Origin of the sequence: Microcoleus sp. AS-A8 (genome assembly GCA_039962225.1) — a bacterium.
Taxonomy (GTDB): domain Bacteria; phylum Cyanobacteriota; class Cyanobacteriia; order Cyanobacteriales; family Coleofasciculaceae; genus Allocoleopsis.
This window is the reverse complement of record JAMPKV010000034.1, coordinates 26,949-50,379: the sequence shown is the minus strand read 5'-3', so window position 1 is coordinate 50,379 and position 23,431 is coordinate 26,949. Positions and strand designations below refer to the sequence as shown.

The 23,431-nt window shown below is 44.9% G+C and carries 24 protein-coding genes and 1 pseudogene; 14 read left to right on the top strand and 11 right to left on the bottom strand.

Annotated elements, in window-relative coordinates; all coding sequences use genetic code 11:
- The first annotated feature begins 99 nt into the window (after positions 1–99).
- The gene (locus NDI48_29440) at positions 100–933 is read left to right on the top strand and encodes a paraslipin (protein ID MEP0835289.1); all 834 of its coding nucleotides are present in this window, start codon (positions 100–102) and stop codon (positions 931–933) included.
- Between the two features lie 84 nt (positions 934–1,017).
- Here NDI48_29440 and folP read toward each other — a convergent pair whose 3' ends face one another.
- Complete coding sequence (folP, locus tag NDI48_29435) at positions 1,018–1,872, bottom strand: dihydropteroate synthase (GenBank protein MEP0835288.1); 855 nt, start codon at positions 1,870–1,872, stop codon at positions 1,018–1,020.
- A gap of 112 nt (positions 1,873–1,984) precedes the next feature.
- Positions 1,985–2,710, bottom strand: a complete 726-nt coding sequence (tpiA, locus tag NDI48_29430) for a triose-phosphate isomerase (GenBank protein MEP0835287.1) — start codon at positions 2,708–2,710, stop codon at positions 1,985–1,987.
- 251 nt (positions 2,711–2,961) lie between these two features.
- Here tpiA and NDI48_29425 point away from each other — a divergent pair, with 251 nt between their 5' ends.
- The gene (locus NDI48_29425; protein MEP0835286.1) at positions 2,962–5,748 is read left to right on the top strand and encodes a WD40 repeat domain-containing protein; all 2,787 of its coding nucleotides are present in this window, start codon (positions 2,962–2,964) and stop codon (positions 5,746–5,748) included.
- Between the two features lie 226 nt (positions 5,749–5,974).
- Here the strand turns inward: NDI48_29425 and NDI48_29420 are convergent, their stop codons facing one another.
- Positions 5,975–6,367, bottom strand: coding sequence for a hypothetical protein (locus tag NDI48_29420; protein MEP0835285.1), 393 nt, complete (start codon positions 6,365–6,367; stop codon positions 5,975–5,977).
- A 476-nt stretch (positions 6,368–6,843) separates the two neighbouring features.
- Positions 6,844–7,056, bottom strand: coding sequence for a helix-turn-helix domain-containing protein (locus tag NDI48_29415; GenBank protein MEP0835284.1), 213 nt, complete (start codon positions 7,054–7,056; stop codon positions 6,844–6,846).
- A gap of 205 nt (positions 7,057–7,261) precedes the next feature.
- On the opposite strand from NDI48_29415, the gene NDI48_29410 reads away from it, so the two are divergent.
- The 6 genes from NDI48_29410 (at position 7,262) to NDI48_29385 (ending at position 12,445) form a co-directional block, all read left to right on the top strand.
- Positions 7,262–7,462, top strand: coding sequence for a hypothetical protein (locus NDI48_29410; protein ID MEP0835283.1), 201 nt, complete (start codon positions 7,262–7,264; stop codon positions 7,460–7,462).
- Between the two features lie 153 nt (positions 7,463–7,615).
- Positions 7,616–8,893, top strand: coding sequence for an FGGY-family carbohydrate kinase (locus tag NDI48_29405; GenBank protein ID MEP0835282.1), 1,278 nt, complete (start codon positions 7,616–7,618; stop codon positions 8,891–8,893).
- 355 nt (positions 8,894–9,248) lie between these two features.
- Complete coding sequence (locus NDI48_29400) at positions 9,249–10,316, top strand: restriction endonuclease (protein MEP0835281.1); 1,068 nt, start codon at positions 9,249–9,251, stop codon at positions 10,314–10,316.
- Positions 10,317–10,345: 29 nt separating this feature from the next.
- Complete coding sequence (locus NDI48_29395) at positions 10,346–10,747, top strand: hypothetical protein (protein MEP0835280.1); 402 nt, start codon at positions 10,346–10,348, stop codon at positions 10,745–10,747.
- A 79-nt stretch (positions 10,748–10,826) separates the two neighbouring features.
- Positions 10,827–11,933, top strand: a complete 1,107-nt coding sequence (locus NDI48_29390; protein MEP0835279.1) for a hypothetical protein — start codon at positions 10,827–10,829, stop codon at positions 11,931–11,933.
- On the top strand, positions 11,930–12,445 hold the full coding sequence (locus NDI48_29385) for a hypothetical protein (protein ID MEP0835278.1): 516 nt from the start codon (positions 11,930–11,932) through the stop codon (positions 12,443–12,445). Before NDI48_29390 ends, NDI48_29385 begins: the two co-directional genes overlap by 4 nt.
- 208 nt (positions 12,446–12,653) lie before the next feature.
- Here NDI48_29385 and NDI48_29380 read toward each other — a convergent pair whose 3' ends face one another.
- The 3 genes from NDI48_29380 to NDI48_29370 all read right to left on the bottom strand — a co-directional run bounded on the left by NDI48_29380 (position 12,654) and on the right by NDI48_29370 (position 16,331).
- Entirely contained in the window at positions 12,654–14,072 is a 1,419-nt protein-coding gene (locus NDI48_29380) for a glycoside hydrolase 100 family protein (GenBank protein ID MEP0835277.1), read from the bottom strand.
- Positions 14,073–14,229: 157 nt separating this feature from the next.
- Positions 14,230–14,871: a methylthioribulose 1-phosphate dehydratase gene (gene mtnB / locus NDI48_29375; protein MEP0835276.1), complete on the bottom strand. Its 642-nt coding sequence runs from the start codon at positions 14,869–14,871 to the stop codon at positions 14,230–14,232.
- A gap of 722 nt (positions 14,872–15,593) precedes the next feature.
- Entirely contained in the window at positions 15,594–16,331 is a 738-nt protein-coding gene (locus tag NDI48_29370; protein MEP0835275.1) for an HAD-IB family phosphatase, read from the bottom strand.
- Positions 16,332–16,653: 322 nt separating this feature from the next.
- On the opposite strand from NDI48_29370, the gene NDI48_29365 reads away from it, so the two are divergent.
- Positions 16,654–17,172 (top strand): DUF4388 domain-containing protein, encoded by a 519-nt coding sequence (locus tag NDI48_29365; GenBank protein MEP0835274.1) that lies wholly within the window; start codon positions 16,654–16,656, stop codon positions 17,170–17,172.
- A gap of 42 nt (positions 17,173–17,214) precedes the next feature.
- Here NDI48_29365 and NDI48_29360 read toward each other — a convergent pair whose 3' ends face one another.
- The 4 genes from NDI48_29360 to NDI48_29345 all read right to left on the bottom strand — a co-directional run bounded on the left by NDI48_29360 (position 17,215) and on the right by NDI48_29345 (position 19,677).
- Positions 17,215–18,375 carry a RuBisCO large subunit C-terminal-like domain-containing protein gene (locus tag NDI48_29360; GenBank protein ID MEP0835273.1) on the bottom strand — a complete coding sequence of 387 codons (1,161 nt, stop codon included), beginning with the start codon at positions 18,373–18,375 and terminating at the stop codon, positions 17,215–17,217.
- 194 nt (positions 18,376–18,569) lie between these two features.
- Positions 18,570–18,842: a helix-turn-helix domain-containing protein gene (locus NDI48_29355; GenBank protein ID MEP0835272.1), complete on the bottom strand. Its 273-nt coding sequence runs from the start codon at positions 18,840–18,842 to the stop codon at positions 18,570–18,572.
- A gap of 17 nt (positions 18,843–18,859) precedes the next feature.
- Positions 18,860–19,138, bottom strand: a complete 279-nt coding sequence (locus NDI48_29350; GenBank protein ID MEP0835271.1) for a helix-turn-helix domain-containing protein — start codon at positions 19,136–19,138, stop codon at positions 18,860–18,862.
- 263 nt (positions 19,139–19,401) lie between these two features.
- Positions 19,402–19,677, bottom strand: coding sequence for a helix-turn-helix transcriptional regulator (locus NDI48_29345; protein ID MEP0835270.1), 276 nt, complete (start codon positions 19,675–19,677; stop codon positions 19,402–19,404).
- 191 nt (positions 19,678–19,868) lie between these two features.
- Between NDI48_29345 and NDI48_29340 the strand changes: the two genes are divergently transcribed.
- The 5 genes and pseudogenes from NDI48_29340 (at position 19,869) to NDI48_29320 (ending at position 23,417) form a co-directional block, all read left to right on the top strand.
- Positions 19,869–20,390, top strand: a complete 522-nt coding sequence (locus tag NDI48_29340) for a hypothetical protein (GenBank protein ID MEP0835269.1) — start codon at positions 19,869–19,871, stop codon at positions 20,388–20,390.
- A complete protein-coding gene (locus tag NDI48_29335) occupies positions 20,387–20,776 on the top strand; it encodes a hypothetical protein (GenBank protein MEP0835268.1) in 390 nt (129 codons plus the stop codon). The genes NDI48_29340 and NDI48_29335 overlap by 4 nt, the downstream gene beginning before the upstream one ends.
- A gap of 105 nt (positions 20,777–20,881) precedes the next feature.
- Positions 20,882–21,085: pseudogene (locus NDI48_29330) on the top strand (DnaJ domain-containing protein).
- A complete protein-coding gene (locus NDI48_29325) occupies positions 21,065–22,195 on the top strand; it encodes a tetratricopeptide repeat protein (protein ID MEP0835267.1) in 1,131 nt (376 codons plus the stop codon). The pseudogene NDI48_29330 and the gene NDI48_29325 overlap by 21 nt, the downstream one beginning before the upstream one ends.
- 238 nt (positions 22,196–22,433) lie before the next feature.
- Positions 22,434–23,417, top strand: a complete 984-nt coding sequence (locus tag NDI48_29320) for a dienelactone hydrolase (protein MEP0835266.1) — start codon at positions 22,434–22,436, stop codon at positions 23,415–23,417.
- Positions 23,418–23,431 lie beyond the last annotated feature (14 nt).

Genomic DNA, 23,431 nt, shown 5'->3' with positions numbered 1-23,431 from the left:
CTTTAGGTTTTTAACCACACTATTGTAGAGAGATTTAAGAGAAAATTAGAGCCGCAACCCTAGTTAATCTATTAACCTCCTAGCTGGAGCATACAAACTATGGAGTCCATACTGTCCATTCTGGCCCCCATGATATTAGTAGTCATTGGCTACAGTATCGGTTCGACAAAAATTATCACCCAGGGAAACCAAGCCCTGGTAGAACGATTGGGTAAGTTTCATAAAAAACTAGAACCTGGTCTCAACTACATCATTCCTTTTATTGACCGAGTTGCAGTAGAGGATACTATTCGTGAACAGGTTCTAGACATTCCAGCCCAGCAGGCCATCACCAAGGACAACATTTCTGTAGAAGTAGACGCGGTTGTCTTCTGGAAAGTCGAAGATTTGATGAAAGCCTATTACAACGTTGAAGATGTGGAGAGAGCGATTGAAGAGTTGGTGACAACGACACTGCGCTCCAGCATTGGGGAACTAGAACTCGACCAGACTTATTCCTCCAGAAGCGATATCAATCGGAATCTGCTAGTGCACCTCAATGAAGCGGCTAACGACTGGGGCGTTAAGGTGATTCGCGTCGAGGTACAAGAGCTGAAACCACCAGCCGATGTTTTGGAGTCCTTAGCCAAGGCACGAGCGGCTGAAACTCAGAAGCAAGCCGAGATTTTCAAAGCGCAAGGGACGGTAGAGTCCATTGAAATGCTCTCAAAAGCGCTGTTAGAGCAACCCAATAGCAAGGCCGTCTTGCAATACCTGATCGCTCAACGTTATGTAGACGCCAATCAAAAATTGGGTGAAAGCCCCAACTCTAAGGTGGTGTTCATGGACCCGAAAGCCTTGTCAGAAGCTATCACAGACTTGATCGGAACTGGTGATTCTCCCATTGATGGGGGTTATGCCAATGGTTCTTCGATTCGACCCCACGATCAATAAAAAATATGAAACAAAGTATGAAGTGTGAAGGATGAAGTGTATAGATTTTTCATCCTTTATCTTTCATCCTTCATCCTTGATGCTTTACCTGCGCCAGATCGCGTCGGCAACACGGCAGACATCACGCATTTCCAGAACATCATGAACTCTGAGGATGTCTGCTGCACCAGCGATCGCACCACAGCAAGCCGCCGCTGTTCCCCAGACTCTGCCTTTGGGGTCTGGTTGGTTGACGAGGCGACCAATGAAACTTTTACGAGACACCCCAACTAAAATCGGCACCCCTAAGGAACGAAACGTCGGCAGTTGCCGCAGGATTTCCAAGTTTTGCTCCAGGGTTTTGGCGAAGCCGATGCCTGGGTCAATGATTAGGCGCGATCGCGAAATTCCAGCACGTTCAGCCGCCGCGATTTGACCTTCGAGAAACCCATAGATGTCTCCAATTAAATCTTGATAATCAGTCAGTTGCTGCATCGTTTCGGGAGTTCCTCGCATATGCATTAACACAATGGGAACACCCAACTGAGCAACCGTGGACAACATATCCGGGTCAAAGGTGCCGCCGGATATGTCATTCACCATATCTGCACCCGCTTCAACGGCTCGTTGAGCGACAACCGCCCGTGTCGTATCCACCGAAATTGGCACCGACACATGCGATTCCCTGCGGGATAGCTTCGCTTCACGCACAACCTGCACCACCGACAGCACCCGATGGAGTTCTTCCTCAACAGAAACCTGCTGTGCACCCGGTCGAGTCGATTGTCCGCCAATATCAAGTACATCAGCCCCTGCCTCCACCAGACGTTGAGCTTGCGCCAAGGCGGCAGCTGGGGCATAAAATTCACCCCCATCACTAAAGCTATCTGGCGTCACGTTTAAGACGCCCATAAAATATGTTCGTTCTCCCCAATTAAAAGAACGTCCCCGCATTTCCATTTTGGATTTTGGATTCGAGCTATTCCCCAATCTCTCTAGTCGTAATCAGTACTCAAGCCTCGCCTTTGAGAGTGGGCGAGATCATTTTATACTTCATACTTGTTTTGAGGCTCTACTGATAATTCACGATTCGCGCAAAGCTAGCAGGCTCTAAGCTAGCTCCCCCAACCAAGACACCATCAATCTCTGATTGAGCCATAATTGCATCTATGTTGTTGGGTTTAACGGAGCCGCCATATTGAATCGGGACATCAGAAACCTTGAGCTGACTCCGAATCAAACCAATCACTCGATTGGCTTCCGATTCTTCGCAGGTATCGCCAGTACCAATGGCCCAGATCGGCTCGTAGGCGATAATAAGATTCCCTTGGTCAACATTCACCAGGTCTTTGGAGAGCTGAGTGGAAATGATCGATTCCGTTTCTCCAGCATCCCGTTGTTGCTTGGTTTCGCCTACACAAAGGATGGGCGTCAACCCATGACGCTGAGCTGCCAGGAGTCGTTGATTGACCGTTTCATCGGTTTCACCAAAATATTGACGCCGCTCACTGTGACCCACAATGACATAACGAACCCCAATTTCCGTCAGCATGGAACCGGAGATTTCGCCTGTAAAGGCACCCTCCTCCGCCCAATGAATATTCTGGGCACCCAATTGCACACGACTATTGTGCAAACTCTTAGACATCACGTCCAATGCTGTAAAAGGAGCGCACAGAATAATGTCCCGTGCTTCGGGAGTGTGCTCCAGTTCAGCCATAAATTTTTGCAAAAACTCAGAGGATTCCCTTTGAGTTTTGTACATTTTCCAGTTACCAGCAATGACAATTTTCCGCACAGCTTAACGAAACCATTTCCGAACCATAACGCACCCTTTAGTGTAAATCTTCCAGGAGCCATTTACTAAAAAACGATGAAGTATGAGGGATGAAGTATGAATTCTGATAGATGCCGGACTCGGCGATACCTCCCTGCACTAACCTTCTGCTACGCTAAGGCTCTCCTTGTGGCTAACCAGCCTCATCCTTTATCTTTGACGCTTTACTTAACCCCTCTACTCTGATGTAACAATCACAGGTGCTGTTGACTATGCCAAATTTTCCCAAGCCCAGTGGTGACCTACCAGAAATCTTGAGCCCGTTGAATCTGCGCCATTATTGGCTGATCGCTTATTGGGTCTACTTTCGTCCGACCGCGTTTCATCACTACCTCTACCAAGCTGCTCCCGATGTTTATCAATTGAGGGGTTACCGCAAATTTGTACAGTCGTGGAGAATCCCTGCCTATCGCAATATTTATCTCATGCTGCCGTTGGCGATCGCGTTAATGGCTCTACTCGTGGGGTTAGTGCTGTTCCTGTACAAATCGATCACAGTTGTCAACAATACCGCCTGGGTGAATGCGATCGCGGTGTCCTCGAATGGACAAATCGCCGTCACCGCTTCTGGCGATCGCGCCTTGAAAGTCAAAGTCCCCTCTGCTGACAGCACCCTGAAAGTGTGGAATTTGCAGTGGGGTTCTCAAATGCACACCCTGATCGGTCACGAACATGGTGTCACTGATGTAGCCATCACCTCAGATGGACACAAAGCCATCTCGGCGTCCCGCGATCGCACTCTGAAAGTGTGGGACATCCGGCGAGGTACTCAACTGCACGAACTCAAGGGTCACAAAGAATGGGTGAGCCGTGTAGTCATTACCCCCGATGGGCATCGAGCCATCTCCTCTTCGGGAGATAAAACCTTGATGGTTTGGGATATCGATCAAGGAACGCCGCTTCAAACCCTAACGGGTCATAATGATGTGATTTGGGCTGTAGCGGTCACACCCGATGGACGAAGGGCGGTTTCGGCTTCTGGCGATCGCACCCTGAAAGTTTGGGACATCGAGCAAGGAAAAGAACTCTACACCCTGACCGGCCATGGCGCTTGGGTCACAAAGGTCGTCCTCACCCCTGATGGCAAGCAGGCCATTTCGGCGTCATCGGATAAAACCTTAAAAGTTTGGGACATCGAGCAAGGGAAAGAACTCTACACCCTAACCGGTCATAATAACTCGGTCACCGATGTTGCCCTATCCCCCGACGGTACACAAGCCGTTTCTGCGTCAGCCGACCAAACGCTAAAAGTTTGGGATATCCAGCAAGGAAAATTGCTCAATACCCTGAGGGGTCATCGCGGCTGGGTGACGAGTGTAGCAATGGCCTCGGATGGCAAGCAAGCCGTTTCTGCTTCTTCTGACCAAACCCTGAAAGTTTGGGACTTAAGCAGCGCAATAGCGCTGCATACCTTCGCGGGTCATCATGCCTGGGTTACGGCGATTGCGATATTGCCAAAAACAGCACGCCTAATTTCCGCCTCCTTTGAAGGCCCCCCCAAACTCTGGAGCCTGAATCGTGGCCTAGAACAGCCAATGCTGGGCGTGATTGGCACGGGAATCGGCATGAACTTAGCCTTCGCCATAGGCTTGACTTTTATGGTGCTGGCTGGAGCTGTGAGTCTCGCTATCATTTTAGCCATTGCTGTCATTGCCTTGGGCATTATCGGCAATATTACTGCCAGCCTGCTCATTGGCCTGATCGGCAGCCTGGGATTTTGTGTCGGCTTTTTGATGGCGGATCGGATTGCTGCCGATCCAATGCTCGAAGTGGTTTACCAGGCGAGAAATATCAGCATCACCCTCACGATCATTTCTGGGATTCTCTTCGGCCTCCTCGTGGGCGTTGCCTTTGCACTTTCGAGCCGCGCAGCAACTGGGGTCTTTGCCAGCATCGTCTTTACTCTAGTTCTTGGTATAGGTGTCGGTATCGTTGTCGCTTGTGTGGTCACAGAAGCTCTGAGTTTCAATGGTCGCTTACGACCTGGAATTCGGGCAGGGGAAGCGGTCAGCATCGGCTTCAATCTGCTAGTTGCCATTGGGGCATTACGCCTCCCGATTTACCCCATTCAGTTCCTGATGGCGCTCTTGGGTCGGTTTAGGGAAAAATGGCATCCGGCTGCATGGGACGAATTACTGGTTTTGCCGGTTCCTAGAACCCAGGCATTCCTCCAAACGCACCTCCAAGCCTCGGAACCGGAAGGGCTGCGCCTTGTGGCAGATGTTGCTCGTAATCCGTTTCAGCGGGCTTGGGCACAGCGAGCCTTACAAACCCATCTACACAAGGTCTCTGCACCTCTGCATTTCCTCTATTACTTGCTGACTTCTGAGGATTTCAATACTTACCTTCTCGCACCTGTCAGGAGGGTTGATTGGCAGCTAATGCCTACAACCCGACAAGTCTTGTTAGGGGAACTGGCACATCAGCGAGTGGATGGCAGTGGTGCTGGCATGAATCAAATTGCAGAAAATCTGGTCTGGGGGTTGACCCGGTTCGTTCGCAATCGCCAGCGTTCACCTCTGACTCGCTTTGCCGATCTGATTTATGAGCTAACTTATACCAAGACTTTTGAAGCCAAGGATTTCAACCTATTCGCCTGGGAAAAAAGCTACGCTGGCTTAAGCCAGTATCCAGGTGGTGTAGAAATCGCCGACTCGTTTGAAGCGCTTGCTACGTTCTTGGCCTATGACCATCTGTCTGACTTGGCGGGGGCTAAAGATATGGTTTCGTGGCTGTCAGTTCAGGAATTTTCTATCCGTCCGACCGTGCTGAGGGCACTCCTACGCCTCGGAGACATTGGGACAAAGGTGAAGGCTTATCAGGCTGCCTCCACCACGGTTGAGCAACTGGCTACTCTGGCTCAGATCACTAGCGCCCTGGAAATTCTGGATGAGGATGTGGTGGAACAAGTCTTGGTGCCAGAACAGGTCATCTTGAGGCGGATTATTCGCCAATGGCGGTGGCTGGTGAGTCAAACTATGGCACAAGTGGGTCATTGAGATCGCTGCCTCTGAAGGCGTGAAAAGCTCGTTTGACCCAGCCTTCAGCTTGTTCGTCACCCCTTCAGCGTGGAAGCGATCGCCTCTCCTACTGAGTCAGTTCTCCAGAACAAACAGGACTGTCCTGAAGACAGCGGTCACAGTACCAGCGGTGAGGTTAAGGGGCGGAGTCCAGAGAGGCACGGCTTTAATTGGTATTAGCCTGATTCCTTCTGTTGTTTCTTACCTAACCCTTGCCAAAGAAGCGCTTGAGCGGGTTTGTGGCAATTTGCCCTAACCCTCGATTTTGGGAGCGTTGAGCGGCTTGAACCGGGTCTGAATCTGAGAAAATTTGGGCAGCGTGTTCGCTTATTTTGGCGCTGCCATCCTGATTCATAGAAACGAGTGTTGCGCCTTGGGAGCCTTTGTCCGTTTGTGTATTAGATAGAGCTACCTGGTAAGCCTGATTTAAACTCGGTACGCTGGCTGCGATGGTAGGTAGTTCCACAATCCGAGCTTCCAAATTCTGACCGATGGCATTGAGCTGCTTTTGTAGTCCCTGTGGCAAAGATTCATCTTGCTGAGCAAGGGCACTCACAAAAGCAGTAAGAATTTTTTCTTGTTGAGGGTTGAGAGACATGATTGTAAAAAGTATTTGAGTGAGGATAAAAAACGATTGTGAAAAATTGAAAGGCTATTCTTTGATACTAGAAAACTTTGTGGGCTTTGCTCTTGTTGGGTGGCATGAATCCTACTTTGGGAATAAAGCGATTTATGGCGGTTGCAGTTTTTTGGCTACGCCAGATTGCGTAAGTACTGTCTCAACACAGGCTAGGAATAGGCGAGGGATTGGCTTAGGGCGATCTCCCGTTCCGGTCTGGTCAGAGGTTGGTAGTCACGCAGGCTAATAGTAGGGAGGATCAAAAATTCTGAGTGACTACGGGGTGAAAATCTGGATGACTACCTAGCCACTGACTTACACCAAGCCTGATGACACAGGCTATTGTAAAGTTTCTCCCTAGTTGTCACCCCTTCAGGCGCTGCCGTTTACACAATCATGGTTAAAAATCCCTCTCTTTGGGGGATAAGGGGCTATCGAAACGGATTGGGTATCACCTAATCTTGCACGGTTTCAATTAAATCTTCCATCAATACATCAAACGTGCGAGCTAGTTTTTGCAGCGCCGTCACATCTACCGTTGCCATCCCCGCCGATCGCGCATATGTGGTCACTGTGCTGTAGGGAATTCCTGCCCGTGCAGCAACTTCTTTGAGCGTCCAACCCTTCTCGTCAGCCAGATCGCGTATTCGCAGCCTAACTAGACCCATCCTTTCCCTTGACGAAGAACGAGTTCTCGTTCTTTAATGTGGATAACTTCTACAGCTAAATAGAATCGCCCTCTGGACTGGAAACTAAAGGGCGATTCCAAGCAATCCTCACAAAATTGGAGGCAAATTACATGATATCAAGACCGCAGCCAATCGCAATGGCTGTACTTCGGTTGCGTCGGATTGCAGCGATAGGGAGGGACGTATGACTTACAAAGATCGACTGTCCCCTTGGTGCATTGTCCGTCACCTCCCGCAAGCACAAAGCCGTGTAGTAGCCTGCTCTCGTCGTCGAAATGATGCTGAAGAACATCTCCGGGTGCTGAGGAAAATGACACCAACTGCCGACTACAGCATTATCTTTGACCCCATGATGGAAAGTACTGACAAGATGGCAAATACTTAATAAGCTCTGGAAAACGTTCTATTCTCGTTCTCACGAATAGAGCGTGGAAACTGAGTAGCATTACGTTCGTGCAGCATCTGCGTAGCGGGAGACGGTTGCGTTTCCTGCTTTTTTATGCTTGAAAATAAACAAAGCTTTTTAATATCATTCGCGATGAATTTCTATCTGGGCATTGATTTTGGCACTTCTGGTGCCAGGGCTGTTGTGATTAACGCTGAAGGTGTGATTCAATCCGAAACGAAATATTCCTTTACAGAAGCATTATTAGCCCCAACAGCCGTTACATGGAAAGGGGCTTTGTTTGCCTTAATTGAGCAAATTTCCCAAGAAATACGCACAGAAATCAAAGCGATCGCCATTGATGGCACATCCTCCACTGTCATGCTATGCGATGCCACAGGACAACCAATAACTGAACCCCTAATGTACAACGATGATCGAGGGGTAGAAGTTATGGAGACGTTGAGAGCCATTGCACCTCCCAATCACACTGTCTTAAGTCCTACCTCCAGTCTCGCCAAACTTTTATGGTTAAAGCGAAAGGCAAAAGGTAAAAGACAAAATGACTATTTCCTGCATCAAGCGGATTGGTTGGCGTTTCTGTTGCATGGACAAGTGGGAATTAGTGATTATCACAATGCTTTAAAACTGGGATATGACCCTCAACAGTTGTGCTATCCCCATTGGATGGAACAGTTATCAGAGACATTAGTACTACCACAAGTTCTTGCCCCTGGAACACCCGTGGGTGAGGTAACAGCAGAGGTTGCCCACCGCTCAGGGTTGTCACAGGAGTGTGTAGTGTGTACAGGTACAACTGATAGTATTGCGGCTTTTCTCGCCAGTGGTGCCAAGTCTCCCGGTGAGGCGGTGACTTCTCTGGGTTCCACCTTAGTGCTGAAGCTGTTGAGTCGGACTCGTGTTGATGATGCCCGATACGGGATTTATAGCCACCGATTAGGTGATTTGTGGCTAACCGGTGGGGCATCGAATACAGGTGGGGCGGTGTTGCGACATTTCTTCAATGATGTCGAGTTAGAACGTCTCAGTTGCCAAATCAATCCGACCAAAGAAAGCCCTCTGGATTATTATCCCTTGCTTAAAGTCGGCGATCGCTTTCCCATTAATGACCCCAATCTCTCACCGCAATTAGAACCTCGCCCAAGAGACTCGGTAGAATTTCTGCATGGCTTACTGGAGGGCATGGCACGAATTGAAGCACGAGGATATCAATTATTACAACAACTTGGCGCAACTCAACTCACTCGTGTTTATACAGCCGGTGGTGGTGCCAAAAATCCAACTTGGACATCAATTCGAGAACGACATCTCAAGGTGCCTGTAGTGCCATCCAGACACACCGATGCTGCCTATGGCACAGCCTTATTGGCGAAGAGAGGAGTTTACCTGAGTTCGACATACTCAGATTAGATCACAGGCCATTTTCTGTTTACAGTGATTGAATTGAAGTAATGAGTATAGAAAAGTCTCTCTTTTTATAGATGCAATGAGTTAAGCTTCTGTCCACAGGAAAGTATCTGCCCAAAAAATAAGTTACTGCCCAATTTGCCCAATGATGGAAAGAAACACAAAGATAAGCATTCAGCGATGGTGCAATATCTGACTATTTTATTAGGTGGCACTATTAGAGAAGGATATGATAAGTTTTGAGTAATCGAAGGGTGACGTCAAGATATCGATCGCCTTTTAAAGGCAAGAAGCTTAAAATTTTTCTACAGATAATTCTTAAAAACTCAAAGAATAACTATTTTAGTTAATTACACTTATGACAAGTCCTATTCAAAAAATTATATTTGGTAGTCCCGGTACAGGAAAAAGCCGCAGTATTGACCATGAAATAATTCCTAACATTTTAGGTATTGTTCAAGAAAATTATCCAGAAAATGTTATTAAGACGGTATTTCATCCAGAATATACTTATGGTGATTTTATGGGTAAACTAATGCCTTTAACTAATAAAGATGGGAAAGTAGAGTATAAATTTTATGAAGGTCACTTTCTAAAAGCACTGGCACAAGCCTATAAAAATATTTTATCTCAGAAAGAAGATGAAGAGATCCAAAATGTAGCTTTGGTAATCGATGAAATAAATAGAGGTAATTCCTCAGGAATTTTTGGTACAGTATTTCAACTTTTAGATCGTGATGAAGATGGTTGGTCTGATTATGGCATTAATCTTTCTGATTTAGAATTAAGAACCTTAGTAGAGTTAATTGGTTTTGTTCCGGTGGGAGAAGAAAATAAGGTTCCGACGTATAAATATGAAAATAAAGGCTATGCAAAAACTCTTGAGAAGCATGAAGATACGTTTTCAAAAATAAAGATTAAATTTAAAAATGATAAAGTTATAGGAAGTTCTATTCGCATTCCTCCAAATTTATCTATTCTAGCTACTATGAACACATCAGATAATTCAATTTATTTCATGGATAGTGCTTTTAAACGTCGTTGGGATTGGGAGTTTGTAAATTGGGATGAAAGTAAACCACCAAAAGGAACATACGGGCAGGCTAAAAATGGAACGTTAAACGAGGGAGAATGGTTTAATTTTATTAATAAACTAAACACTTTTATCAAGAAGCATCATGCTTCTATTCGTGGAATTGAAGATAAACAGGTTGGCAAATATTTTATTAAAGCGACTAAAGGAAAATCAGTAACAGCACAGCAAATTCAAAATAAACTAATGTTTTTCTTATGGGATAGTGTATTTAATCGAGATAAAAAGCCTTTGGTAGAACTCTTGGAAATCAATAAAGATGAACTTGTGACTTTTGGGGATTTTATTAAGCTACATAATAAGTTGGTTGAGAAAATCATGACCAAGTATTAAATTTAATCTCTAATCTCATTTAATTAACAATGTTTGATTTTTCAGAAGTTAAGCTAATTAAAAATCCAAATGATAATTTTGTAGGGATTCGCAAGTCAGAATCAGATAATAGTTACGAATTTTTGCTACCCAATGGATTTGATAATTTTCCTGAAGGGGATTTTGATAAGGTGCGAGAACTATTTTTTAAAATGTATCGTACTTTTCGCAAATTTGAAAATGATAATAAACCTAACAGAATTAATATTAATAGACCTGATTATCAAGAAGATCAAGATCAGACAACCGTTTCTTCAGGTGGACTGTCTTTACAAACTGAAGAAGGAGAAGGTTGCCAATTATACAGCAAGCTGAGAATGATTGAGCGTGTATTAGAAGCTTATGATGATTTAGCTATTAACTCAATTCAAAAAAAAAATAAAACGAACTGATGACATTGATTATTCCCAGATTCATAAATACCTAGATCGAGCTATTTATTTAGACAATGATGTAATTTATGTTGAAACAATGGACTTACCTCGTCCAGTTTTACGTTATGAAAGTACAGATATTGTTAATCTTTATTGCTACATTCTGGATGAGATTGTTCAACAATTAGATGAAGATGTACTAGATAATGTTAAAACTAGTCTTCAGGATATACGGTTTCTTTCTCAACATTTTAAAGATGATTATTTAACTAGCGAACAATCCATTTTTGATAAAGATACTTTCCTAGAAACTACAAACATTCTCAAAGAAGCACTAGATAATATAGATAAACATAGCTATTACAAAGATGCTGATTATTGGGGACTTTATGAAGCTATTGAAACATTTTTATATGGCGAATTAAATCCTAACCTTGATGATGGCGAATACTGGGGAATTAAAGGATTTTCCTTGATTTGGGAAGATATGTGTAATACATATTTCTTCAGAAATCACAAAGATAAAATCTGCTTTGCAGATACAGATATAAGGTTATACGGTTATGTTAACCGTATAAGACAAGAAGAAGATATAAATAGAATCGGTAATTTGTCAAGAAATATCTCAGATGGGACTCATTTCTGGAAGCAATGGCTTTATTCTATTGAGTCTGATATATCAGAAGATAATAAACTATCAAAATTAAAATGGCATGAATTACTGGTTATTGAATTTGATCCAAATCCTTATAGATTAGTTTTGACAAGGGATCTCCTTAATAATAGTAATGTTATAAAACATCAAAATTTTCCAGAATTAGATTATATTGGTGATGCTGATTTAAAAATAATGCGTAAATTTTTGCGTCCTGATTTAGTATTAATTACAGGCAAATCAAGGGGTGATTATAAAATAGAAATAATTGATTATAAAGATGTTCCAATTGATGTGTACATGAATCCTTCTTCTCCTAGAGATTTTGAAAAATGTAGAAATGATATTATTAAACAACTTACTTATGAATTAGCTCTGCAACAAACACATACAATTTCAGCCAATAAATTTTTTCTTCCTCACTATTATGAAACCTCACTTCTCAATTCAGAACCTGGAAAAGTAAGTGAATCACTCAATAACGGAATTGTTATCTTTCAAGCTGATTTTCTCTTTCTTCAAAATCAATATCTTCAGGAAAACATATGAATAACATAGATATTTATTCCGAAAATCAGCAATTTGAAAGTGATTATCTTCCTTTAATATCTTTTAAAACACAGCAACAGCAAGCTAGGGCAGAAGAGTACATTTTCAATAAAGTTGATATTTTTTATGAGAAAATAATTAAGATTAAGACTGATATAAAAAAAACTCACATTGCTTATCCTAAGATAATCACCGAGAAAGACTTTACTGCAAAAGACATAAAATATTTTTATGAAAATATTTTGTTTGATTTAGGCAAACGCAATCATATAAATAATAAATTAGATTTTGCCCCTAAATGGGGAATTACATTTGATGAAAAATGCGCTCCTATTCTCATGAGTTGGTTATCCCCTAAATATAGAGTTTATGCAGACTCAAAACCAGGATATGGTATATTTCGTGAGGATGATATTCCTTATTATCGGTATGGAACAATAGATATTAACGGAACACCAATTTTTTATTATATATATTTCACATTGCAAGAGTTATTAGATGTAATTAAATAAAAAAATCTAGTAATTCTAAATTTATTATTGCCAATAGTACACTTTTCGTAGGGTGGGCATTAGTCAAAATATTTTATAAATAGGGATTTAAGTTTTCAGGGATATTTATGACAGATACCTTATATCGTTTAGAACAATGGTTGCTATAAAAACCATTTTAGTTACCCCCCTTATTAAGGGGGGTAATGGAGGTCAATACATAGATGAATTAGACCAAGTGAGAAGATGTCCAGTCAATCGACTCAAACTCTTCATCAAAACAGAATAGGCCCAAAGCCTCTGGATTAGCTATCAGGTGTTTAGCTAATAAGAACCCGGAAATAGTCCAAGTTTGATATTTCCGCGCTTGTTTGCCTACAAGTCTCCCATTTTTGCCATCATAATACTCCGGCCATTGGTCTTGACTTAAGCGTTTTTCTGCTAGTTCAATCGCAATCCGGGCAATATGGGGTCTACCCGTTTTCTGTGCCGCAGCCGCTAGCAGCCAGAGTAAAACAGGCCAATTGCCGCCATTATGATACGACCAAGGCACATTTTTGGGGTCGCAGCCAGTAAGAATCTTCCATTCCAGACCTTCTACAGCCGGAAAACAGATTTTCATCGGCATATTTCCGACCAAATCATCCCATCGTTGCTCGATCAAATCCATAATCCATTGGGATTCTTGCGGACTCGATAACGAACAAATGATTGCCATTAAGTTTCCTAGAGTAAAGAAACGGAAATCCATCCGTGCGGGGCCAAGATTCCCGGCGAGATAACCTCCTGTTTCTGGCATCCATTCCGTTAACCAGTAGGGAATTGAATCGGGATAAATATTGAACTTATTGACGGCTGTATCGCCAAATTCTTCGCCTTGATAGCGATAGATTTCGTTCAATCGCTTAATATCAAGCCAATAATATGTCCGAATATGGAAATTGAGAGTCCTCAAGCGCTGATCCACCACTAGGGTATAGATTTCACCTTGGCGATCAGGTGCTAGGAGTTCTCGCACGGCTCTCAATGCCCCATAAAATAAGGCTTGGATTTCCAGAGGATGCCCATACACTCCCATGCGACGATCAATCATAAAAGCGCCATCGGGAACCAACATCGTCGGGAACATATCAAACCGATCCGCCAAGCAAAGCTTAAGGATATGGATCAGTCCTTTTTGAAATTCTGGTTGATGAGCTAGCGCAATATCTCCGGTTTTTTTCACATAAGCCCGTAACAGAATAATCCACCAGAGACTGGAATCAACAGGTGTAACTCTGGCGATCGCATGTTCCCCAAAATCTGCTGTCAAAAATTGCTCCCCAAAGCTTGATGCCACCTTAAAACTGGCTGGCATCAAACCTTGGCCGGCATTAAAGTAATCCATCTGCTTGGTTTCGTCCTGAAGCGCCAGCGTCTCTATCAGGAAATTGCGAACAATCTCCGTTTTGCCGTTCACTAAAAATAGCAGCGCACAAGAAACAAAATCACGGACAAAACATTGATTGTAATTGAGAGGTTCTACATCGGGGTCGCGAGCCGCTACTGTGCCAACTGGGCGTCCGTAATAGTAGATAACAGAATCTTCAAGTGCTTTCCAAGCTTCTGCAAGTATATCGTCTTGCAGGATATCGCCTTCTGTTGTCATTGATTCCTCAGCATCCTCTTGCTTCACCGAAATGCTTAAACTAAAGTGTGAAGGAGCAAGCGTGAAGAATGAAGCATAAAATATGAAGTCTCAAAAACTTTACTGCCTTCATACTCTTCGCTTGTTCTCATTCTTCATCCCTCTACCTTCAGACTTTTTAATGTGTTTTTCCCAATGGCTCCTCGATGCCAACTTTTCGAGCCGCCACCATATATCGGAACATGTACTCTGCTATCTCCAAGTAGTTGCGCGCCCCTTCTGGGGAAGAAGCCCAAACCGTGACGCCATGATTGCGAATGAGCAAAGCATTGAGCGACGGCGGTACCACCTGAAATCGCTCATAGATATCACTTGCAATCTGCGGCACTTGTAAATGGTTCGCAAATACTGGCATTTCCACTTGAGGATTTTCTTCCCATACCCCGAAACCTTTGAGCATTTCCAAAGGCGGCAAAGGCAGGGAATCTCCAGTGGTAAAGTGAGAAACTAGATTAGCCTCAATAGAATGAACGTGATAGCAGGCTTGCGCCTCCGGGAATAGTGAGTAGATTGCCTGATGAATACTCGTCTCGGCTGAAGGGCGGACATCAGATGTGGGTTGCTCCAACACCTTGCCATTGGGCGCAATGCGAATGAAATCATCCATACATAGCTGCCCTTTATGGCGTCCACTGGCAGTAATCCAAAAGCTGCCATCGGGCAAGCGAGCGGAGAGATTACCCGCTGTGCCCACCATCCAGCCTAGCTGGTAAAAATGACCAGCTGCTGTCATTAAGATTGTTCTTGGATCGGTACTCATTCTAACCTCAAAAATTTTTTTAAGTAGGGTGTTGTGAGTCTGGACTTACACACTCTTTACAGAATTTCAGGGATTTTTGTGTTTTTGTATCCCTTTTTCCCTCTCCCGCTCATTTTTAACAAAAATCGCTTGGGTGCTTCTGAATTGGGTAAAAAGAGTTCAGTCAGTCCACTCAAAAAAACATTACTTCACCATCCCACCCCCAACCCCTCCCCGAAGCACAACAAGGGTGGTGACAGGAGCCTGGAGGTTTTATATCGGTGCTAAATGATTCATGAGAACCTCCCTTTGTCTCCTGGAGCACTCTCTGTGACTAGAGTGGTTGGTTAAAGAACTCTAATCTTACAAATCAGTTAGGCTTACTAAAGCTTTAATCTGGAATCCGTTTGCATTGGAATCATATTTTTTAACGATCCAGAGCGCTTTAGGGGACGCTGAGGGACGCCGAAGTTTTTGAAGAATTCGGATGCAAATGGAAATGATAGGGTTCGGTTGAGCTACTTAATCCAGCTAATTTTATGGGTGCCGTCACACCCAATCATCCCCTTACCAGAGAGAGGAGTTTGCAATTGGAGCGTAGTTTTGAATTGGTTGAAAAATGTGCAATTATAGCGAATTTTAATTCAGGAAAATACTCCAATATCGTAGAGACACGACATGTTCCCTACCCTGTACTACGCGCAACTAAGAACCGCTATAGATTACCTCATATTTAATGTGTTTCATGCGGTATCTCGCCACCGCCTCTGTAGCTGTTCGCGGATATCAAAGAAGTCATTCCAACGCATGTAGGATTTGTTGTGTTCTTCCATATATTGGATGAGGCGATCGCGTGCAAATACAATGGGGGCATGAAGTGCCATCTTCAAATCTGTGACTGAATCCCCAATCGCAATCTGCTCCTCGGCGGGGTGTCGTGCCATCACCTGAACCTTCGCCACGAGTTCTGTACCTTCTTCAAACCCAGAATTCACCCGCAGAAACTCGCCTGTCGTATCGAGATCAACGGCATAAATGGCGGCTACCCGTTCGAGTAAAGACTTTTTGGGGGAGACAGACGCCTCGCTTCTCGTACTTGCCTGACTTAACACCATTTCCACCATCCCCCGCACTCCCCCGGAAACGACAACAAAGGGAACACCCTCAGTATCCAGGAAATCTAGTAACTCGACTAATCCAGGACGGATTGCCTTGGGTTTGGCATATTCCAGGATTTGGGGATAACAAGCCGAAGGAATGGATTCCAACAGTTGCCGCACTCCTTCCCGTAACGTCAATCGCCTCGCGTACATTTCGGGCATTAGCTGTTCAGACAGTTCAGGTGCAAATGTTTTGAGCATTCCCACGAAGGTTTCTTCTGCGGTGATGGTGCCGTCAAAGTCGCAGAAGACAACGCGCTTGTGATGATTTGGGATTGTAGATGTTGGAGTTTGGATGGATGGAGTAGGGTTTTGGGACACAATTGGCGATCGCACCAACGAGAATACAGGAAATAGGATACAGGATACAGCGCAATTCCTGATCGCGAGTTTCCCAAGAATCAATCACGCGCAGAGTTAGAACTCCGATATCATCCCTCAATTTCACTTTAATGGACTGAAATTTATATAGTAAGCCTTTTGTAATCAATCAGTATTTTAAGATATAAGATTATTAATATTTGATCTGAGATTCCTATGTTATGAATTGGCAATAAGTTTTCTGAACCATCAAACCTTTGTTACATAGTCTACAGCCTGGGCAACCCTACCCTTTTGTCTTTTAGATTGAAAGTCTATAACTATGTCCACTAAAGGTTCTCTAACAGATATTTCCTTATCCGAAATTTTTGAGTTAATCGAGAAAGGACACAAAACAGGTCTACTCAAACTTTGTGCCTTCTCAAAAATCAGAACGACTCCCCTAGTTTTTTACATTTGGGTTGATCAAGGTAGTATTGTAGCTGCGGCTAATCGATTAGATCAGGCGTGTTTAGTTTCTTTAATTGCCAAACATCAGGGAGTCAGAAATCGCATCGTTGCCGAACTCGCTCAGTCATGCCCACTCGATCAACCACTGGGTTTGTGCTTGAAAAATCGTTTTGTATTAGAAAAAAAACAACTGAAACGATTATTTCAGATACAGGTATTACAAAAAGTATGTGCTTTGTTTGAACTCAAGGAGGGTCGGTTTGAGTTTGAACAAAATGTTGCCTTACCCACGCGAGAAATGACTGGATTAAGTGTACCTTTAGCGGCTATCAATCAATACTGTTTGTTAAAGGCTTCTTTAGAGGAGTTGCCGATGGTCACTGGACTCTGAGAGACGGGTTTTTGGGGAGAAGAGGGAAAAAAGTCAGAAAAATTATGACCATTTTTTTAGCGCTTGGTGCAGTGCACCTTCAGGCACAGCTTCAAGATTGAAGGGTTCACCCGATGTCACTCGTTCCAGCGCTTCAAAAAACGCCTTAACTCCCATGGCTGGGCCATCGGGGTGATCCATAATCCCAGTACCAGCGTTGAGAATAACATCCTGACCGTAATCTGCCAGCGCTTTGGGTACGATACCTGGGTGAATGCCAGCCGAGGGGACAGGGAAAACATTGCGCGATCGCAAATTATCTCGAATTCGCCTTTCCTCTTGCGCGTCAAAGGGTAAACTCCCATAATGGGCGGGATACAACACTGCATCCGCCCCACAATAGGCCATCAGCGTTCCCAACACCACCGAGTAAGCCATACCGTAATCGGGGGAACCACACAACGCCCCAGCTAAGGCGGGATGGGCAAAAATTGGCACGTTAATTTCTGGGTCAGCCGCTAAGGCGTCTAGTACCGAGTAGCCATAGGTTAGGACGTTGAGTAAGAGAGCATTTGCCCCCTCACGCACCAAAAGACGGGCTTTCTCAATTAACTTGTCGGCTGCACCCGTCACATTCACGGCATAAAGTACGGTGCGATCCGTTTGCTGCTTGACTTCATCGAGTACCTTGCGGCAAGCTTCCAGCCGCTTTAGTGTTGGGGCAACCTCCAAATCCCCCAGAATCTCATCATCTTTAATAATGTCTAGTCCTGCACCCGCCACCTCTTGCAAAATCGCCCCATGGTCATCGGCAGAAAGTCCCAAGGCTGGCTTGAAAATTGCCATAATTAAGGGGCGATCGCACACTCCTAGCCGTTCCCGAATTCCTGTAATACCGACTTTGGGAAGCCTGCCGTAGTGTTCCGGAAGGCGCACTGCCATGACTTTTGCCGCCCCAGCCATTGAGTATTTGCCGAAAATCATCGTCAGTAGGCTGGGGATATCGTTCTCCACGTTGACTTCGGGAAAACGGATGGTGACAAGACTGGAACCATCGGGTTGAGTAATACCGTTGACGACTTCACCCAGATGCGACTTCAACACGTCCTCTCGATGGGCAAAACGAGCATCCCAGGTGCCCGCTGTTTGTCCTACTGCAATGATTTTGGCTTGTTTTTGGGCATCTACACCGGGTGGAAAACGGTAATCAACTTCAATGGTCATTTTCAGGGCTAGTAATCTAGTAATGTGGATGGCTTTTTGAACTAAGACGGAGAGAGAGCTAGCTAGTACTCGTCTTTAAGATTTTATCGATTTTCGCGCCAAAACCGAGTTGATATCTTTCTTGGGGCTGATGGCAAAAAAAGTTAATCCCACTGTTAGTTCATGAGCGATCGCATCCTACCCATCTAAAGCACCTAACCCTCATCAAATGACTGGGACTGGTTCGGCGGACTAAAGTCATCAGGTAGCTCATCAATACGCTCAATTCCCAGCAGTTGGCACAGCTTCTTAAGTTGCGGAATGCTCAGTTTAGCCTCAGTCTTTCCAGCAATCCACCGTTGGTAAGTAGAACGGGGAATGCCGCAGTGTACCGCTAACTCGTCTTGGGTTAAAGTGGTTCGTTCAATTCTCAACGCTTCCCAAGCTGAATCGCTTGCCTGTTTTCGCCTTTTATTTTTTTGAGTCATTGCATACTAGCTAAGCATCATTCCTTGGATATTTGGTTTATTGGCCCAAAGTCATCCGGTATTTCGTCAAGTGACTGGATTTGCAACAGTTGCATCACTGCTTTCCATTGAAGAGGCGTTAGTTTTGCTTCCGTTACTCCGGCAATCCACCGCTGATAGGTACGCAATGGAATGCCGCACTGCACTGCAAATTCAGTCTGAGATAAATTTGTCCGCTCAATCCTCAGGGTCTCTATAAGTGACTCACTTTCTTGAGGTCTTCTGTCTTTCTTCATTCTATAACTTTGACGCGACATATTGACATCTGCTGTAATGCCACGACATAATGGCGTTATTGATCAGAGCAAAGGGCAGACAGCCTGAATTAAAACAGGTGCAGAGCTGCCCTTCGTTCTAGTGTCTCATTTTGTCGTAGTTCACCATTTCGGATTGTTCGCTTTGCCAGCACAGTGAACTACTGTGTGGTGTCAACTTGCCTGAGCGATCGCATGAAAACGGGCGATCTACCAATCAGACCATCATTAGCCAAATTTTTCCTATGAAACACTACAGGGTTCAATTACTCAATGTCATCAGGAAGGTCTTTGATCGATATGCCTGCTTGCTCCATCAGCTCAACTAACCGCTTTATTTGAGAAGCGGAAAGCGTAAGACGGTGATGTTCGCCCCGCTCGTACCGACCAATCGTATTGCGTGATAAACCGACCGCTTGCGCGAACTCTTCCTGAGTCATTCCCAGGCGTTCGCGAACTTGCTTCCAAGTTGGCACATTGGGGTTGAAATTTAAATTCTTATCGTCTACCATTTTAGCTATTGATGACCCACCCTGGGTCATTAACCAACAAGAAAACAAGGGGGAAACTAGGCGAAGTTGATCGCTTCTTGTTTCCCCGTCTTCTCTACGAAAGGTATCACCATTTCGGATTGTTCGCTTTGCAAGCACAGTGAATTGCTGTGTGGTGCAACCTGCATGGGCGATCGCTCTTTTAAATGCGATCGCTAGACCTTTATTATCCAAATTTTCCTATGAAACACTCTGACTGGCTGCGCCTCCAATCAGATAGCGCAGCGTTAGCGAGTCTTCGAGCGTCAGGCGACTGCATTTGTGCAAATCTACGCCAACACGGATACCAATGCCGCAAACAAACTCGACGCCTATCCTGGAAACTCTCCAAAGAGGGTCAGGAAGATTACATTCTCACATTCGCACCCTCGCCGATCGCGGATTGGAGCCTCATCCCCAATGAGACCAGCTCAGCCAGAACCCAACTGTGGCAACTCATTGAAAACACCTTAAACCGCATCAGAGGGGAAATCAAGACAACATCATCTCAACACCTTTCGCAAGCAGAAGATTACTCTCGTCCTTGGGCAATTATTCGACTCCTACCCGACGCCCGACGGTACACAGTTGCCAGGTTTCGTAACCGCCAGGATGCCGAAGACCATCTCAGATTCCTGAAGCGCTATATCCCTGCGGCTGGATTTGAAGTTCTTTTTGATGTACCCAACGAACTCACATCTACAGATGAAGTGAAGCCATCATGACCCCTTTATTTCGCCGTCTCCAACCCGCTCAAAAATTCCGCATCACCGTCAGTTGCATCGCCAAATTGCTAAAAATGCCCAAACACCAAATTGTGCGCGTCGAATGTTGGGCATACGTCCTCTTCGTCCATCGCACTGATAAGGGCGGACAATTCATCAGCTATCGCAAATTACGACAGTGGCTTTATGCCGTTGCTTGTCAGATTCAAAAGTGTTCCACCTGGCAACAACTGCGCTGCTTGTGGCTTGCGATTGAAGACGACTACAAACAGCACAAAAAGCAGTACGACGAGGAATATCACCCATGTTTGTGCAAAATTTGGACAAAACGCTGGGATAAATTTTGGAACGAGCAAACATCAGGCGACTCAGCCCTCGGATTCTGAATCCTGGTCAATTGTATCGAGCGATCGCATCCTACCCATGAACTTTGCCGATTTTTACCCTAATGTGACACCCTGGTATGTAAAGCGACCCCTTCCCAAAGCCACATGCAGGACTCTCGCGACTACTACAAAATTTTGCAAGTTAAAAGAAATGCCACTGCCGAAGAAATTAAAGAAGCGTATCGGCGACTGGCGCGGGAACATCACCCAGACTTGCATCCAGGAAATCCAGCCGCAGAAGAGCGATTCAAAGAAATTTGCCAAGCTTACGAAGTCCTGTCTGACTCCGTGCAGCGAACTCTGTACGACCAAAGATTAAACCCAACCTTCAGGGAATCTCATAAATCGGGGAAGAGTCATCAAGATTACTATGTTCGGGCTGTCGCCAAAGCTCTAGAGAAAGATTATCAAGGGGCGGTGGCGGATTATACGGAAGCGATTGAACTCAATCCTCACTTTGTCGAAGCTTACATCAAGCGGGGTGCAACACTTTACAAAATGGGCGATGCGCGGGGGGCGCTGAAAGATTGTAGTCAGGCACTCCGCATTAATCCTAACTCCTCTGGCGCTTACTATTACCAGGGCAGAGCGCGTTACAAATTGGGGTATACTCAGGCCGCGATTGAAGCGTATACTCAGGCGATCGCTAAAGAACCCGATTTTGCTCAAGCTTACTACCATCGAGGTCTAGCCAACAACGATCTCAAGGAATTAGCTAACGCGGCTGAAGATTTGAAAAAAGCCGCAAAACTTTTTCACGAGCAAGGGGATAGGAATGGCTACAGGCTGGCACAGGACACCTTGAGGTCGATCACCGGGAATTCAGTGAAACTGAAAAAATCTTCCCAGAAAAACCCAATCCGGTGGGTGAAGACAGTCTTGGATGATACACTCAGAGCCTTTCTCTCTCTAGCACTGAATCCGGCGGGAGGAATGCTGCCAGGGATGCTGTATCTGGACAAGCCACGGGCGATGGCTGTGGGAATTATGTTTGAGGCGATCGCTAATTTATCTTTTCTGGGTGGCGCTTATTTAGGATGGCGTGAGCAATTTAACTCTTCCCTATTCGAGTTATTTCTTGTCGGCTTGGTGCCCTTTGTCACGCTGATACTGCTCGTTGGAATTGCCCGTTTAATCGGTCGTTGTCGCGGTAGCTTGGCAGGGGATATCTTTCTTGCAGGTGCTTCTCTTTTACCTGCCGGGTTTCTAGCACTTGCCAGTGGAATCTCTCCCCTTTTGGGTAGCCAGATTATGTTAATACTCACCGTATTCTTCAGTTGCTACACCATTCTTATGCTTTACAGTGGTTGTACTCAAATTGCTAATTTATCCGAGAAAGCGGCGGCGCTATTAGTTCCGATGTTGTTGCTGGCGAGTGGCTGGCTTTCCTATTTTGCTTTTACTGCAATACAGCCTTAATAATTGTTATAGCTATCGCCATAAAAGTTAAGACCGATTAAACGCTATATCATGGGTATTGGGGCTGTTTTACTCCTGAATTCATGTGACCTCAACAGAATGGGATCAATTGCTGGGTTGAGTCAAGTCATCCGGTCGGGCGGAGGGAATCGCGTTAGGTTCGAGTGCGGTATAACGAAAGCAGAGACGGTGTTAGACCGCATTAATACTGAATTTGAGTAGCTGAAATCTACATATTATGAACGTTCGATCACTTTTCCGAGCTGCTACAGTTGAAGATGCTTCTTCCCCCTACAACACTATTCACCTCAAGGTTTTCTACCCAATCCAGATGTCAGACAGCGACCAAGAACAGAATCTGGGTATTGTTCCTGCTGATTCTCAACACTCGCCATTCAAGGTCGTCATTTTTTTCAACGGTATTAACTGTGGTTCTGAACTGTATCAATGGCTGGCTGTTAAATTGGCTTCGCGTGGGCTTGTGGTCGTTACGTTTTCCTGGGTTGCAGAAAATTTACCTGGGATGGTGGCTCTCACTCCAGGGGTTGACATTAAGATGTTGGCTCCACACCTCTATGGCACAGGACCGACAGCCTCCGCGTTACCAACCCTGATAGCAGCATTAGAGCAATTACAAGTTGAAGGGATTTTAGCTGGCTTGCTCGACTTAAACCACATTATTCTAGGTGGACATTCTGCGGGAGGTAGAGTCGCAATTGAAAGTGCAAACGAACGTTTTTTCCCACAAGTTGTAGCCGCTTTTGCCTATGGCGCACATACAGCAGCGACTGTACAGCTCGGATATGAACCAGGCACAATCTTACCCTTGCCTGATTCTTTGCCATTACTACTCATTGGAGGAACCTGCGATGGAGTTATTTATAATAGCAGCCATCGTTATGGACTGATGTGGGAACAACCTCAAACTCCAGTTATCCGTACCTTTCGGGAAGCACTCGCGGGTGGCAGAGGTGATAGTTATCTGCTCCTTCTGGAAGGAGCGAATCATTTTTCTGTTGCCCATCCAATTGATGCCACCACGGGTACCGTATTTTTAGACTTTCCAGCTAGCAAACCAGAAGAACAACTGCGAAATTTAATGGCCCAAGCGATTGGTTTATTCATTGATGCTCATGTTCGTTCCCAGGCAACCGCCATCGTTACTTTAAATCAACTATTAACCTCTAACAATTCTTTGATTGCATCATTTGATCGAAAGTAGTTGGAATTGAATTA